Below are 14,362 nucleotides of genomic sequence, written 5' to 3'. Positions count from 1 at the left end.
GAGTCGATCTGGACCGATGAAACCCGCCATCCGCGTTGAGAACCTGTCGAAGAGCTACCGCATCGGCGCCCGACCGACCGGCGAGTACCGGACCCTGCGCGAATCCCTCACAAACGCGGTGGCCGCCCCCTGGAAACGTTTGCGAGAGCTCTCGGGTCGGGAATCTGCTGCCAGCGAAGATGGTGAGGAACTTGGTCGCAACCACTTTTGGGCCCTAAAGGACATCTCCTTTGAGGTCCAGCCCGGCGAGGTCGTCGGCATCATTGGGCGTAACGGGGCGGGGAAGTCGACTCTGTTGAAGATCCTCAGCCGGATTACCGAGCCGACCTCCGGACAGGCTGAGTTCCGGGGTAGGATCGGCAGCTTGCTCGAGGTAGGGACGGGGTTCCACCAAGAGCTCACGGGACGAGAAAATATCTATCTAAATGGGAGCATCCTGGGAATGGAGCGGGGGGAAATCGACCGAAAATTCGACGAGATCGTCGAGTTTTCCGGAGTCGAGGAGTTCCTCGATACCCCCGTCAAACGATATTCCAGTGGTATGATCGTCCGACTGGCCTTCGCCGTGGCGGCACACCTGGAGCCGGAGATCATGATTGTCGACGAGGTCCTTGCCGTTGGTGACTCGGAGTTCCAACGCAAGTGCCTCGGAAAGATGAACGATGTGGCCAATTCAGGACGCACGATTTTGTTCGTTAGTCACAATATGGCGATGGTACAGAACCTTTGTAATCGAGGAGTTTACTTGCGACAAGGAGAACTGGTTGATCAGGGCGACTGTCGAACAGTCGTGGAAACGTATCTTAAATCACTTGGTGGTATAAATGGAGCCGCTAACCTTTCATTATGTCGAGTGCCAGGATCCCGTGAAGTGATACGCCTTGTTGAAGTGCTTGGAGCGAACGGCGACAACATCGAATATTTGCCGATCGGATCGTCGATGACAATTCGGATTCACTATGAAACTCAGGAATCACTTCCCGAACCTCGGTTTGGTATCTTCGTCGATTCTGCGGTTGGTCAACGTCTACTCTTTCTCCAGTCACTTCAACAGCACGGGAACTTAAATGGTGCGACAAATCGTGGAGTTGTCGAATGCCATGTGCCAGAAGTTCCATTGATACCAGGAATGTATAATCTTTCGTTCGTTTGTTCGATTCCTGGGGCTGGTCGAATCGATCATCTCGACCGGGCAATCACTATTCATGTCGAAGAAACGGACTATTTTGGGACGGGATTCATGCCGAAGCAAGGTCAAGCGCAGTTTCTTGTGCGTGGGAAATGGAAAGTTGTCAATTGTAATGAAATAACTTGATCAAATTCATCGTCGGAGGTTGCCAAAATGCCCGTTTGTCATGCAAGGAAAATCGTGTTTGTCCATATACCAAGGACTGCGGGAACAAGCATTGAAAAAAGTCTAGGAATTTGTGGATTAGACAATTCCGGAGGAAACCAGCTCGCCAGAGATATATTATTTGGATTCGATGGAAGAAGATTTTTGCAACACCTTGCAGCGAAAGAAATCAAAAAATATATCGGGAAAAAAACATTCGATGAGTATTACAAGTTTTCAATTGTAAGAAATCCATTTGCAAGGACTTTATCTGTGTATTTTAATGGGTATGCTAAGATGGGCAATTTCGATTGGTTCGTAACCAGGTGTATCCCTAAAGAATTAAAGGTGTGGCTGTGTCGAGATCATGCTCGTCATATTAAGCCGCAGTCGGTGTTTTTATTGGATCACCGAGGTCGGGTGTTGGTTGATTTTGTTGGGTGTCAAGAACTGCTGGCGAGGGGGTTGGATGTTGTTTATCGTCAGACAGGGATACGATGCGAGATTTCACGGGACCATCAGGCAAAGATCGCAAATGCAGAAGAGCATTATAACGACAAATTAAAGAGACTCGTTGAGCTGTACTATGAGAAGGATTTCGAAATTTACAACGAAGTTAAATCGAAATTCTATATGATCTAGTAGCTAATTGAAGAAATAATGAATCAGAAACATATATCAAAACAGTTTTATTTGAAATAAACATGTTAGAGAGTTTGGTGTTGGCGGGCGATCGGTGGGCGGTGTCATCCTGCCGACGTAAAACCGGATCGCGTTCTTGCCGCAGGTCTTCGAGGCCATTGCCCAGCAGCGGTGGACGGACTGGGAACCGATCGTCGTTGACGACGGGACTCTCTGAAGTGGACCCCATTGTCCAGACCACTCGGGCCGGATTTGACGTTATGCTCTGACCAGGCATTCCCGCTCATGGCCTAATCGGCCTGGCACTGTGGCAGACCTCGGCGGGGGTCCGGTAGGCCAGGCTCTGGTGGGGCCGTTCGTGGTTGTAGAACGCGAACACCCCCCAAGGCCGTCTTCGAGTTCTCTCACGTTCTGATGCGACTTGATGTATGCCTCCTCGTATTTCAGCGACCGCCACAGCCGCTCGATGAACACGTTGTCCAGGGCACGTCCCCGGCCGTCCATGCTCACCGCCACCCCGTGGTCTTGCAGGCGGCTCGTGGATGAACATGCCGTGAACTGGACCCCCTGATCGGTGTTGAAGATCGCGGGCCGACCGCCGCTCAGGGCTTCCTCCAACGCCTCCTGGCAGAACCGGCCGTCGAGCGTGTTCGACAGCCGCTAGCAGAGCACATACTGGCTGTACCAGTCGATCACCGCCGTTAGAGACATGAAGCCTTGATCCAGCCGGATGTACGTGATATCAGTGGACTAGACCAGATCGCGACGGTCGATCGTCAACCCTCGGAGCAGATACGGGTAGACTAGGTGGTCCGGGTCTCGCGTACTGGTGCGTGGACCGGGGAAGATCGCCTCCAGGCTCATCCGGGCCATCAGTCGCCCGACGCGCTTGCGGTTGACTCGCTCCCCCTGCTTGGCCAGCTAGGCCGTCTGCGACGGCTGCCGAAGAACGGTGTCCTGAGCGATTGCTCGTCGATCAGCCGCATCAGTCGCAGGTTCGTGGCCGACTCGCGGGCGGGTTCGGCGTAGTAGCTTGACCGGTTCAGGCCCAGCAGTTCGCACTGGCAACGGATGCTCAGGTGCGGATGCTTCGGTTCGATTCAGGCCCGCCGCGTGGCGACGTCAGAGGCCAGTTTTTTCACCCAGGCCAGCTCCGTCTGGAGCCGGCCGATCTGCTCGTAGAGTTCCCCCTGCAGGGCCTTGGGATCGGGGGTTCGTTGGCTCGATCCCCCGGCGAAGAGGTCCTCGACACCGTCGAGCAGTTGGTTCTTCCACTGGCTGATCTGCACCGGATGGACCTGATGCTCCCGGGCCACTTCGGCGATCGTGGCCTCCTGCTTGGCGGCCTGCAGGGCGACCTTGGCCTTGAAGGCCGGTGAGTGCCGCTTGCGGATTCGTTCCATGGTTTGTCCTCGATCAGTTCCTCTCAAGGAAAACTTATCGAGTGGTCCGAAATCTGGGGTCTACTATAAGCAGTGGGCCGAATTGGAGCTGATTTGCCGCTCGGGCTAGGGATAATAAGATGAGATATTTCTCCATAAGGAGAGCGAAAGCTTTCCTGTGGCCTTCGATTGCTCGCGCCCTCTCCGATTATTGCGAGCCATCATACTCTCAATGCGGAGAAGATATCGCGCTGAAATCGTTGTTAAACTTGCATAGAATAAGAAAAGGAGTGTTCGTAGACGTCGGCGCGTATCATCCTGTCCATCTCTCGAACACCTATCGTCTTTACTGTTGTGGTTGGCGAGGGATCAATATCGAACCGACGCCGGGGCGCATTGATGCATTTAAGCTTTATCGGCCACGCGATATTAGCTTGGCGGTCGGTGTGACGCCTGATGGAAAGAGGACGACGCAATTCTATTGTTTTCAACAGTCAGAGTTAAATACGTTTTCTGATGAAATTGCACAACAGCGAATCGACGCAGGACACCAACTTGTCTGCAAGAGGGATGTTCCTGTAGTAAACCTGAATGATATTCTAACTCGCTGGATTCCCGAAGTTGAAATGATTGACGTGATGAGCATTGATTGTGAGGGCTTGGACGAGTCGATCCTCAAGAGCCTCGATTGGTCTCGGTGGAGTCCCCGTATTTTGATTTTTGAACAAGATGGAGTGCCTTTTGCCGAGATCCCCGGGCTTCCTATCGTTTCATTCCTCTCCTCCCGAGGTTATGAACTCTTCGCGCGGGTTGGCCCCTCTCTGATCGCTCATAAACATCGCACGAAATCGATTGACTCGAATTGAGACGGATTCCTGGAACACTTCGGACCGTAGTTGATGAATCAAATACCACAAGTCAGCATCATCCTGCCGACGTACAACCGGGCCCAATTCCTACCGAATGCCCTTGAGGCGATCCGGGATCAGCAGTTCGAGGATTGGGAGCTGATCATCGTCGATGACGGGAGCTCGGATCATACCCAGGCGCTGGTCGCTGAACAAACACGGAGATGGGAGCAGCCGGTTCGTTATATCTATCAGGAGAATCAGGGGGCTTATGGGGCGAGAAATACGGGGCTGAAGCTGGCTGAAAGTAAGTACGTTGCGTTCTATGACAGCGATGACGTTTGGCTGTGTCATCATTTGAAGAACAGTGTCGAAGTCCTCGAATCAGATCCGGTAATCGACTGGGTTTATGGGGCCTGCCGTATGGTAGAGCACGAATCTGGTCACTCGATCGCTGCGAGTACCTTTCACGTGAACGGCAAGCCGCGGCCATTCCTGAGCCTCCATGCTCGGCCGGTGGGCAGGGCAAAGTTGTTTGAGGATCCACGTACTCTGCGGTGTGCGCTCCTGCATGGCTTGTACTGCGGCTTGCAGAACTCGGTGATCCGGAGACGGGTTTTCCATGAGGCCCACTTCAAGACTGAACCTCGTAACGAGTGCGAAGACCAGGTATTCGTCGTCCGGTCCCTTGCCGCTGGTTACCGCTTTGCCTACCTTGACGATGTTCACGTTGTTTACATCGTCCATGCTCAGAACTCTTCGGCTGCGGGTGGCAGTTCTGATCCCGTCCGTACGGTCCGAGTCATGTGCGAGTTGGTAACTGGATATGAGTCGCTCAGGGAGCAGGTTCAACTCGCTCCGGCGGATGCCCGTGCTCTGCGACAACGGTTGGGTCGGGACTACTTCTGGCGACTCGGGTATCAGCTGCTTCAAGACCCCGCCAGGCAGAATGAGGCGTTCGCCGCATTTGAGCGGGGTCTCCAGCTTTGGCCGTGGGACCCGTGGTGCTGGAAGACCTATGTCCTGGCCCGAATGCGACGAGTTGTGACGGCGAAGTACTTCACTTTCGAAGGATTCCACGGCGAATAGCCTGTCGACTCACATCCCCTGTCGAAATTGAGTGCTAACGACGATGGGTCAAATGGGTTATCGAGCCGTCCTGGAAACTCTCGCCTTTTGCACGCGGCGCTCTCCGTGGGAGCGTGGGTGATGGAGACTTTACAGGGCGGCTCTTCCTTTGGCTCGGTCGGTATTTAACAAGCAGGAAGACCGGGTGGTACGGACGCGCCACGGGTTCCTGATTCGGGGCGATCTGCAGGATTGGTTGGGCCGGCATGTATTTATTTCCGGAGACTACGAGCCGTACACTGCCTTCGTGATCAAGTCTATTGCTCCAACCTGGTGACTTGGTTGTCGACATTGGGGCCAACATAGGTTTCTTCACGCTCCTCGCCGCACAATGCGTAGGGGCCTCGGGACGTGTCCTCGCATTCGAACCCATGCCGGAAACCAACGCTGACTTAAGGGAAATCTTGACCTTAATCGGATCAAGAACGTCGTCTTGTATGACGACGCTGCGTCCGATCGCGATGGCGACGTTTTATCCTGGGCCAGTAGACCATTGCGGGACCTCTTCACTGCGGCCTGTCGAGGGAGGCAGAAAGGCGATCTGTGTCCGGACGGCTCGTTTCGACGGTCTGCTTCCACAGGGACAACGGGTGGCTCTCGTGAAAATTGACGTCGAGGGTGCGGAATACCATGCAATCGAGGGAATGATCGGCCAGATCGAGCGAGATCATCCTGATCTGGTTGTCGAAGTCACTGATCGCTACCTGCAACCCTTGGGGCATTCAGCCCAAGATCTCTGTCATCGACTGTGCGATCTCGGTTACAGGGCATATTCGATCGAGCATGAAGAACTGTGCCTGTTAAACATTAAAAAATCAAATTTCTCCGGGCAGTTCAACGCGGTGGTGTCCGGCCGAGGTTGAATGGGATTCTAGCGATGAGTAGACTGGTCGTCCAGGAGTTAACTCGCCGAGACGGATCGGACCTGGACGCGCCATGCCTCCGACGGACGACCTCGCTCGCTACTGCTGCCAGAACCCCGACTGCGACTCCTACGGCCGACGGGGCGGGGGGAACATCCTCGTCATCGATCACTTCGGCAAGGCCCGACACCGCCTGCTGTATTGCACCCGGTGCAAGGCCCGCTTCTCCGAGTTTAAGGGCACGCCCTTCTTCAACTCCAAGCTGCCTCGCGAGAAGGTCCAGGCGGTGCTGGAGCACCTCGCCGACGGCTGTGGCGTCCGCCAGACCGCTCGGCTGGTTGGGGTCAACAAGGACACCGTCACCCGGTTGGCCCTGCTGGCCGGCCGGCATGCCAGGGACACCCACGACGAAGTCGTGGCCTTTTCCCCCCGAGACCCGCGAGGTCCAGTTCGATGAGAAGTGGGCCTTCGTGGCCAAGAAGCAACACAACTGCGACCCGGACGACCCGGGCGACGACCATTGCGGCGACTACTTGGACCATGTCGCCTACGACCCCGAGCACAAGCTCGTGCTGGCGGTGATCCCCGGTGCCCGGACGATCGAGAACGCCGAGGCCCACGGTCGCCGGGGCGAAGTGGCGGACCGGCGAGGCGACCCCGGCCCTGATGACCAGCGACGAGTACCCGGCCTACGAGACGGCGTTCAGCCAACCCGTCCCGCCTCCGCCGAGGCCGAAGCCGGGCCGTCCTCCGGATCGCCGCCGAGCGTCGGTTGCCCGAGGAGGTGGTCTATGCCACGGCCCACAAGCACCGCGAGGGAAAACGCGTCGTGGCCGTGGATCAGCGGCAGGTCTTCGGCTCGCCGGAGGATTTGCAAGCGGCATTGGACGCATCGACGGCGAGCCGTCGTGTCAACACATCGTTCGTGGAGCGACAGAACGGGACCGACCGGGGTTGCAACGCCCGGAAGGTGCGGAAGACTTCCCGCTTCAGCAAGGACTGGCGCGTCCACGAGGCGATGACATACTTGACGATGTACAGCGGCAACTTCTGCTGGAGCGTGCGGACGCTGCGCATCAAGGACGATCGGTGCCGCTGGCGTGAGCGTTCCCCCGCGATGGTCGCCGGGCTGACCGATCATGTCTGGACATGGGCGGAATGGTTCCATCGTCCAGCCGTTCAGTCACCATAGGACACCACCTTCAACGCTCTGTTCACGATTAGGGATAGGTTTCCGGAATCTCTTCGCGTACGAGAATGAGGCATTGCTTGAGAGTCCTTTATCTCACCAACAACCCGAACCTCGGTAGTACTGCCAGGATCTTGCACAACTGGCTGGAACTAGGCCGGGACGAAGGGGTGAACGGGATGGCGGTTGTCCCGCGTGAGGGGGACCTGGCTGAGTGGATGAGGGTGAGTGGCTTCCCGCATCAGATTGACTCGATGCCCTGGCCGGATCGAAAGAGGCCGCTGAGGAGTGCCTGGCATGCTTCTCGACTGGCGTGGTGGGCGGGTCGCCAAGGCGTTGATCTGATTCACTGCAACGAGCACGACGTGTACCCGTTCGGACTGGTTCTGCGTCGTTTGTTGCGTCGGCCCCTGGTCTGTCACGTCCGGTTCCGTGTGTCGAGGCCTTTTTGCGAGTGGGTGTTCGGCTCGCCAGCACGGGTGCCGGACGCGCTTCTCTGGACATCAAACCAGCAGAAGGCGGATTGTGAGGAAGCTGTGGCGGGTCTTGTGTCCGAAGATCGCCAGCAGGTGGTTTACCTGGGGCTGGACCTAAATCAGTTTGGCACGCTGGCCGATGGGCGTGAAGCCACTCGAGCTTCCTGGGCAGTCCACCCCAACGAAATCGTGATCGGGACCGCCTCGGCGCTCAAGCCGATCAAGCGGTTGGAAGAATTCATTGATATGGTGGCACAACTGGCCCACGAAGACGAACGGGTAGTCGGTGTGATCGCGGGCGACGCGCCGTTGGGGGAGGAAGCGTACCGCGAAGAACTTCTGGCCCGGATGCGATCCAAGAACCTGGGACGTCGCTTCCAATGGCTCGGAAACCTGGAGCCGATCGAGCCGTTCGACCACGCCATTGACATCTTCGTCAGCACCAGTGAGTACGAAACCTTCGGCAACAGTGTTTGTGAGGCAATGGCCTGCCGGCGCCCCGTGGCGGCTTATCGGGGTGGATCCGTCCAGGAAGTGGTGGGAGAGACAGGCTACATTGTCGAGACGGGAGACCTCGCTCAGTTGACCGAAGCTGTTCGGGAACTGGTTCAGAACCCCATCCTGCGAGCCGCGTTCGGTGAACGAGCCAGGGCGAGAGTGGTCGAGCAGTTCAATCCAGTCGCCAGCTTTGCCCGGCTGAGGCGGATTTACGCGGAGTTGGTAGACTCGAAACAGTGAATCATGCCGTGACCGTCGAATCTCGTTCCGAGTCTGTGACCGTGCCAGCGAGACTCCGCATCTGCTTGGCCAGCATGGCCCCGTTTGTCGGTGGCGCCGAGGTGGCGGCCGAGCGATTGGCGATTGGCCTGGGAGAGGCAGGTCATGAGGTGCTCGTTCTTCTGGGGTCTCGGGGAGAGGTGCTGGAGCGGATGGAGCGGGAGGGGCTGAGGTGTCGTTACAGCCCGATGCTCCTGACGGATAAATGGCATTGGCTGAAGTATGAGCGCGCGAGGAAACGGCTCAGGAGGCTGATCCGGGACTTCGCGCCGGAAGTGGTCCACAGTAACGACCTACCGACGCATCAGATTGTCTCGCATGCCGCTCGGGGGCTGGGCATCCCGCGCATCTGCCATCACCGTTTCCCGTTCGGGAGTACGGCGATTGACTGGATGAACAAGTATGGGGCGGAGCGGCATCTCTTTGTCTCGAAGGCCCTGATGGACGAGATGGCTGCGGACTCGGTGCAACTCGACGAAAGCCCGAGAACTGTGGTGCATGACGGGCTACCGCTCCCGCCCGTGCCGAATGCGGAGGGGCAGCGTCGAGCGAGACTGCTGCTTGGCCTTCCGGAGGATCGTACGATTGCCGTTTTCACCGGCCAGGTCATCGAGCGCAAGGGGGTTGCCGACCTCATTCGGGCCTGGACCCTGCTCGACGATTCGGTGTCTCCGGGGGCCGCACTTGTCATCGTGGGGGATGATCTCAAGGACGGCGGGCGATACCGGGTCGAGATGGAGTCCCTGGCCCGATCCCTGGGTTGTTCCGCTCGCTTCGTTGGGTTCCAGGATAACGTCTCGGACTGGCTCACGGCATCGGATTTCGCGGTCGTCCCGTCCCACGTCGAACCGTTAGGCAATGCAACACTTGAGGCAATGGCCCACCGCCGACCCGTCATCGGGGCGAACGTCGGGGGAATCCCCGAAATGGTTGTTCATGAGGAGACGGGCCTGCTCGTCCCTCCCCACGCGTCCGATCGTCTGGCCGAGGCCCTGTCTCGACTGCTACGTGATCCGTCGTTAAGGGCGCGTCTCGGCCGTCAGGGCAGAGTCCGTTGCGAGGAACAGTTCAGTCTCCAGGCCCATACTCGGAAGGTGCTCGATGAGTACCGCCATGTTCTGGTCCATTCCGGCAAGGGTGCGTCAGCATGAGCATTCTTCTGCTGACTGAGGTTTTCCCCCCCAGAACTGGAGGCAGCGGTCGATGGTTCTGGGAGCTTTATCGAAGGCTTCCGGGTGAGGAAATCATTGTCGTCGCCGGTGAGAGTCCGGAGTGCGAGGCGTTCGACAAAAGTCATGACCTGCGGATCGTTCGGCTACCCATGACCTTCGAGACCTGGGGGGTGATGAATCCGAAAGGGGCCGCAGCGTACCAGAGGTTGGCTACGCAGATCGGACGACTGGCTCAAGCTCGGAAGGTTGGTGCGGTTCACTGCGGACGATGCTTGCCGGAGGGTTTGGTTGGATTTTGGTTGAAAGTGTCGAGAGGGTTGCCCTATGTCTGCTATGCACACGGCGAGGAATTGACGTACGCAGAGATGAGTCGAGAGCTGGCCTGGCTCATGCGACGAGTCTATCGAAATGCCGATGCGATCATCGCGAATAGTCTTAATACCCTGCGCATGCTCCAGGAGGGGTGGGGGTTGGTGGAAGATCGGCTTTACCTGATGAATCCTGGGGTTGACACTGGATGGTTTAAGCCAGCGGATCGTGACCCGGGAGTGCGGGATCGTCTCGGCTGGGGGGATCGGCCTGTCGTGTTGACGGTTGGCCGTCTCCAGGAGCGCAAGGGTCACGATGTGATGATTCGGGCGTTCAAGGAGATCGTGCGGGATGTTCCCGATGCACTTTATGCAATCGTCGGCGACGGAGAATGTGCCTCCTCGCTCCTCGAACTGGTTACCAGCAAGGGCCTAGAGCACCATGTCCGCTTCCATGGTAGCCTCGACGACTATGCCATGCGGGAGTGTTATCAGCAATGTGATCTGTTCGTCCTCCCGAACCGAACCGTGGGGCGGGACATCGAGGGTTTCGGGATCGTCCTGCTGGAGGCGCAGGCCTGCGGCAAGCCGGTGATCGCCGGGGCGTCGGGGGGGACGGCTGAAACGATGAAAATCCCGGAGACGGGGTTGGTGGTCTCGTGCGAGGAGCCTGGAGAACTGACGAGAGAGGTGGTCGAACTCCTGAAGGATCGAGCACGACGAGCGCGGATGAGCAAGTCCGCGCGGGAGTGGGCAGTGGAACGGTTTGACTGGGAGGTGCTGAGTCGCCGGGCCGAAGCAATGTTTCGAGGCGAATCCTCGGACAAGATTGAGCGATCGACCGTTGATTCGGGAGTCGGATGAAAGCGGTTGCGAAACGACTGGCTGAGCTCCTTGCCGCGCTGGCAGTCCTGCCCGCCTACGCTTGCTACCGCGTCGGGAAACTGGCGATGGGGTCGGACCGGGCGTTCCCCGGGTGGTCGCAGGCTCTTGCCCTGGTTCCGGGGCTGACGGGGGTCTACCTTAGGCGGGCCTTTTATCGCATGGTCCTGCCACGTTGTGACGAGGGGAGTTGTCTCAGCTTCGGCACCGTCTTTTCACATCCGACGGCCGAGGTGGGCCGATTCGTTTACGCTGGACTCTACTGCTGCCTGGGAGACGTGACGCTGGAGGACAATGTGCTGCTCGGCTCGCACGTTTCGGTCGTCAATGGGGGAAGTCAACATGGCATCGATCGGCTGGATGTACCGATCCGAGAGCAGCCGGGTCATTGGCCTCGTGTGACGATTGGGACTGATTCGTGGATTGGGGACCGTTCGGTGGTATTGGCCAATGTCGGGAGGCATTGTGTGATCGGTGCAGGGTCGGTTGTCACGAAGCCGATCCCTGACTACGCCATCGCGGCTGGTGTTCCGGCTCGAGTGATCCGCTATCGGAATCAACACGAAGGATCATCAAGTGCAGGAATGGGTGATGGAAATTTGGGAAATAACGAGATAACTGCTAACTTTGGTTCGATCGGTATAGCATAAGGGCTGATCGCAATGGGATGGGGACTTCCAGGCATCTTGAAGTACTTGCCGGGACCGACGGTTGTTCCCCGAAATCACCTCGAGGAAACGCTGAACGCACTGCCCGAAGGTGCACGTATTCTGGATGTTGGCGCGGGTGGTCGGAGAGTTCTCACCAAGGTGGTGACTCTCGACGCGGTACCAGTAAAGGGTGTTGATGTTGTCGGGGACATCCACCGAATGCCTCTGGGGTCTGACTCGTTCGATTGTGTGATTTGTACCGGAACACTCGAGCACGTTCAGGATCCCTGGATAGCCGTTCGGGAGATCCAGCGAGTGCTCAAACCCGGAGGGATCGCGCATATTGACGTGCCATTCATCCAAGGTTATCACGCTGATCCAACCGATTACTGGCGATTTACACTCGATGGTCTTCGATTCCTTTGTCGCGGATTCGAGGAACTCGATGCCGGGGTTCACATCGGACCAAGCTGTGGGTTGGTGTGGATCGCTCGGGAGTGGGCTGACAGTTGTAGCGGGAATCGATATTTGTCAAACGCGATGTTAATTGCCGCAGCTCTGGTGACTGCACCGATTCGTTATCTTGATTATCTCGTGATCCGAAGTCCTCGCAGCCACCGAGTCGCATCGGCTGTTTTCTTCCGCGGTCAAAAACCGAGGAATAACGCCTGAGATGGTTGCTGGGAATCGTGGGCCACGTTTCGTGAAACGACGATGCTCGAAACGAAAACGAAACCGAAAAGCTCTCGAAAACTAAGCCAATGTGTGGAATCGCAGGTATTCTATATCGAAGCGTTCAACGTCCTTTGAATCGACAATCCCTCATGACAATGGGCGGAGCTGTGTCGCACAGAGGGCCCGATGCTGATGGGTACTGGATTGAGCCTGGGATCGGGTTGGTTCATCGGAGGTTGTCGATTATCGACCTGGAGGGGGGCGATCAGCCGATCGGCAACGAGGATGGATCGGTACAGATCGTGTTCAATGGAGAGATCTATAACTACCGTGAACTGAGGGCGAGCCTGGAGGCCAAAGGCCATCGATTTGCGACCCAGAGCGATACTGAGGTGCTGGTCCACCTCTACGAGGAAGAAGGGGCTGCCCTCGTCGAACGGCTGCGAGGGATGTTCGCGTTTGCCCTCTGGGATCGTTCGAAGCGACGGCTGGTCCTGGCGAGGGATCGGCTGGGCATCAAGCCGCTGTATCTCCACCGCAATCGGGACATGCTGGTCTTCGGTTCGGAGCTGAAGGCGATCTTGGCATGTCCTGATGTGGCTCGAGCGGTTGATTCGGAAGCGCTGGAAGATTACCTGACCTTCGGGATGATTCCCGGGTCGAAGTCGATTCTCAAGGGAATCGAGAAGCTGCCACCGGGCCATGTGCTCGAGGTTGGTCCGGAGTCTCTCGACCGCAGCCCCAAACGCTACTGGCAACTTCGGTTCGAACCGGATCGAGATCCAGGCCCCGACGAATGGGTCGAACGGATCCGAGAAAAGCTTGACGAATCGGTCAGGCTTCATCTGATCGCCGATGTGCCGGTCGGGGCGTTTCTCAGCGGGGGCTTGGACTCCGGAGTCATCGTTGCGATGGCCTCCAAGGCGCTGACCGAACCGCTGCAAACCTTCTCCATCGGGTTTCGGGAGGAATCGTTCAGCGAGTTGCCCTACGCCCGACAAACGGCCGAGCGGTATGGCACACAACACACCGAGGAGGTCGTGACCCCGGACGCAGTCGAGCTCCTGGAGGAACTCGCCCACTACTTCGACGAACCGTTTGCCGATCCGTCGGCGGTCCCGACGTACCTGGTTTCCAGAATGGCAAGCCAGAGTGTCAAGGTCGTACTCTCAGGAGATGGGGGAGACGAGGCGTTTGGCGGATACGCACGATATGCCCACGACCTGAAGGAGTCTACGCTCAGGGAGTGGCTGCCCGGTTGGTTTCGTCACGCGGTGCTGGGACCCCTCGGCAATCGCTGGCCGAAAGCAGACTGGCTCCCCCGCCCATTGCGGGCGAAGACACTCCTGACCAACGTGGCGATGGAGGCTGACCAGGCCTACGCCAACACGCTGTCACAGTGTCGGATGCCATTGCGACGCAGGCTGATCGCTCGCGATCTTGTCACCAGCCTCAACGGTCATGATCCGGGACGCCTGGTCGTTGATGCGTTCGCATCCGCGCCTCGGGGGGATGCGCTCGGAGGAATGATTGCCGCCGATGTCGCCACCGTCTTGCCCGATGATTTCCTGGTCAAGGTGGACCGGGCAAGCATGGCACATGGCCTCGAAGTCCGCCCGCCATTACTCGATCACCAACTGCTTGAACTGGCCGCGACAATTCCCTCGGATTGGAAAATCCGAGAAGGAACAACCAAGTGGATTTTCAAGCGGGCTTTCAATCACGTTTTGCCCCCCTCGGTGGCGAGTCGACCAAAGCACGGGTTTGATGTGCCGATTGACGACTGGCTCCGAGGTCCGCTCCGGGAAATGATCGAAGACACGGTGCTCGACCCTCACGCTCGCGTTGGTGGGTTGATTGACCAGGAAATGGCTCGACGCATCTATCGAGCACACCTGTCCGGAACCGGTCGGCACGGCCAAACACTCTGGAGCCTCCTTGTCCTCGCCCGCTGGGCCGACCGCTATCTTGGTTCGAATGTCAAACTTGTTACAAAGTCGTGATTGATGAGAGATTCGATCAGCGGAGACACGCAGA

The 14,362-nt window shown here is 57.6% G+C and carries 13 protein-coding genes and 1 pseudogene; 13 read left to right on the top strand and 1 reads right to left on the bottom strand.

Annotated elements, in window-relative coordinates; translation table 11 throughout:
• Window positions 1–16 precede the first annotated feature (16 nt).
• Both HG800_RS20660 and HG800_RS20655 read left to right on the top strand, forming a co-directional pair.
• On the top strand, window positions 17–1,315 hold the full coding sequence (locus tag HG800_RS20660; protein ID WP_169979026.1) for an ABC transporter ATP-binding protein: 1,299 nt from the start codon (window positions 17–19) through the stop codon (window positions 1,313–1,315).
• A gap of 27 nt (window positions 1,316–1,342) precedes the next feature.
• Window positions 1,343–1,975, top strand: coding sequence for a sulfotransferase family 2 domain-containing protein (locus tag HG800_RS20655; RefSeq protein ID WP_169979024.1), 633 nt, complete (start codon window positions 1,343–1,345; stop codon window positions 1,973–1,975).
• Between the two features lie 283 nt (window positions 1,976–2,258).
• Here the strand turns inward: HG800_RS20655 and HG800_RS20650 are convergent.
• Window positions 2,259–3,378: pseudogene (locus HG800_RS20650) on the bottom strand (IS3 family transposase).
• 119 nt (window positions 3,379–3,497) lie between these two features.
• On the opposite strand from HG800_RS20650, the gene HG800_RS20645 reads away from it, so the two are divergent.
• The 11 genes from HG800_RS20645 to asnB all read left to right on the top strand — a co-directional run bounded on the left by HG800_RS20645 (window position 3,498) and on the right by asnB (window position 14,328).
• Entirely contained in the window at window positions 3,498–4,223 is a 726-nt protein-coding gene (locus tag HG800_RS20645) for an FkbM family methyltransferase (protein WP_169979022.1), read from the top strand.
• Between the two features lie 33 nt (window positions 4,224–4,256).
• Entirely contained in the window at window positions 4,257–5,294 is a 1,038-nt protein-coding gene (locus HG800_RS20640) for a glycosyltransferase family 2 protein (RefSeq protein ID WP_169979020.1), read from the top strand.
• 299 nt (window positions 5,295–5,593) lie between these two features.
• Window positions 5,594–6,196 (top strand): FkbM family methyltransferase, encoded by a 603-nt coding sequence (locus HG800_RS20635; RefSeq protein WP_315852070.1) that lies wholly within the window; start codon window positions 5,594–5,596, stop codon window positions 6,194–6,196.
• 73 nt (window positions 6,197–6,269) lie between these two features.
• Window positions 6,270–6,653 (top strand): IS1 family transposase, encoded by a 384-nt coding sequence (locus tag HG800_RS20630; protein WP_206352375.1) that lies wholly within the window; start codon window positions 6,270–6,272, stop codon window positions 6,651–6,653.
• Window positions 6,654–6,968: 315 nt separating this feature from the next.
• Entirely contained in the window at window positions 6,969–7,388 is a 420-nt protein-coding gene (locus HG800_RS20625; protein WP_169979016.1) for a hypothetical protein, read from the top strand.
• A gap of 77 nt (window positions 7,389–7,465) precedes the next feature.
• A complete protein-coding gene (locus HG800_RS20620; RefSeq protein ID WP_169979014.1) occupies window positions 7,466–8,599 on the top strand; it encodes a glycosyltransferase family 4 protein in 1,134 nt (377 codons plus the stop codon).
• 41 nt (window positions 8,600–8,640) lie between these two features.
• Window positions 8,641–9,789: a glycosyltransferase family 4 protein gene (locus tag HG800_RS20615; RefSeq protein ID WP_169979012.1), complete on the top strand. Its 1,149-nt coding sequence runs from the start codon at window positions 8,641–8,643 to the stop codon at window positions 9,787–9,789.
• Window positions 9,786–10,982 carry a glycosyltransferase family 4 protein gene (locus HG800_RS20610; protein ID WP_169979010.1) on the top strand — a complete coding sequence of 399 codons (1,197 nt, stop codon included), beginning with the start codon at window positions 9,786–9,788 and terminating at the stop codon, window positions 10,980–10,982. The genes HG800_RS20615 and HG800_RS20610 overlap by 4 nt, the downstream gene beginning before the upstream one ends.
• The gene (locus tag HG800_RS20605; RefSeq protein WP_169979008.1) at window positions 10,979–11,650 is read left to right on the top strand and encodes an acyltransferase; all 672 of its coding nucleotides are present in this window, start codon (window positions 10,979–10,981) and stop codon (window positions 11,648–11,650) included. Before HG800_RS20610 ends, HG800_RS20605 begins: the two co-directional genes overlap by 4 nt.
• Before the next feature lie 36 nt (window positions 11,651–11,686).
• Window positions 11,687–12,322, top strand: coding sequence for a class I SAM-dependent methyltransferase (locus HG800_RS20600; RefSeq protein WP_169979006.1), 636 nt, complete (start codon window positions 11,687–11,689; stop codon window positions 12,320–12,322).
• 89 nt (window positions 12,323–12,411) lie between these two features.
• On the top strand, window positions 12,412–14,328 hold the full coding sequence (gene asnB / locus HG800_RS20595; protein ID WP_169979004.1) for an asparagine synthase (glutamine-hydrolyzing): 1,917 nt from the start codon (window positions 12,412–12,414) through the stop codon (window positions 14,326–14,328).
• Window positions 14,329–14,362 lie beyond the last annotated feature (34 nt).

Origin of the sequence: Tautonia rosea (assembly GCF_012958305.1) — a bacterium.
Taxonomy (GTDB): Bacteria; Planctomycetota; Planctomycetia; order Isosphaerales; family Isosphaeraceae; genus Tautonia; species Tautonia rosea.
Note: the sequence above shows the minus strand (reverse complement) of the source record. Positions and strands in the feature narration are given on the sequence as shown.

Coding starts and splice junctions, on each gene's coding strand:
- HG800_RS20660 (WP_169979026.1), top strand. CDS start 17: ATGAAACCCGCCATCCGCGTTGAGAACCTGTCGAAGAGCTACCGCATC.
- HG800_RS20655 (WP_169979024.1), top strand. CDS start 1,343: ATGCCCGTTTGTCATGCAAGGAAAATCGTGTTTGTCCATATACCAAGG.
- HG800_RS20645 (WP_169979022.1), top strand. CDS start 3,498: ATGAGATATTTCTCCATAAGGAGAGCGAAAGCTTTCCTGTGGCCTTCG.
- HG800_RS20640 (WP_169979020.1), top strand. CDS start 4,257: ATGAATCAAATACCACAAGTCAGCATCATCCTGCCGACGTACAACCGG.
- HG800_RS20630 (WP_206352375.1), top strand. CDS start 6,270: ATGCCTCCGACGGACGACCTCGCTCGCTACTGCTGCCAGAACCCCGAC.
- HG800_RS20610 (WP_169979010.1), top strand. CDS start 9,786: ATGAGCATTCTTCTGCTGACTGAGGTTTTCCCCCCCAGAACTGGAGGC.
- HG800_RS20605 (WP_169979008.1), top strand. CDS start 10,979: ATGAAAGCGGTTGCGAAACGACTGGCTGAGCTCCTTGCCGCGCTGGCA.
- asnB (WP_169979004.1), top strand. CDS start 12,412: ATGTGTGGAATCGCAGGTATTCTATATCGAAGCGTTCAACGTCCTTTG.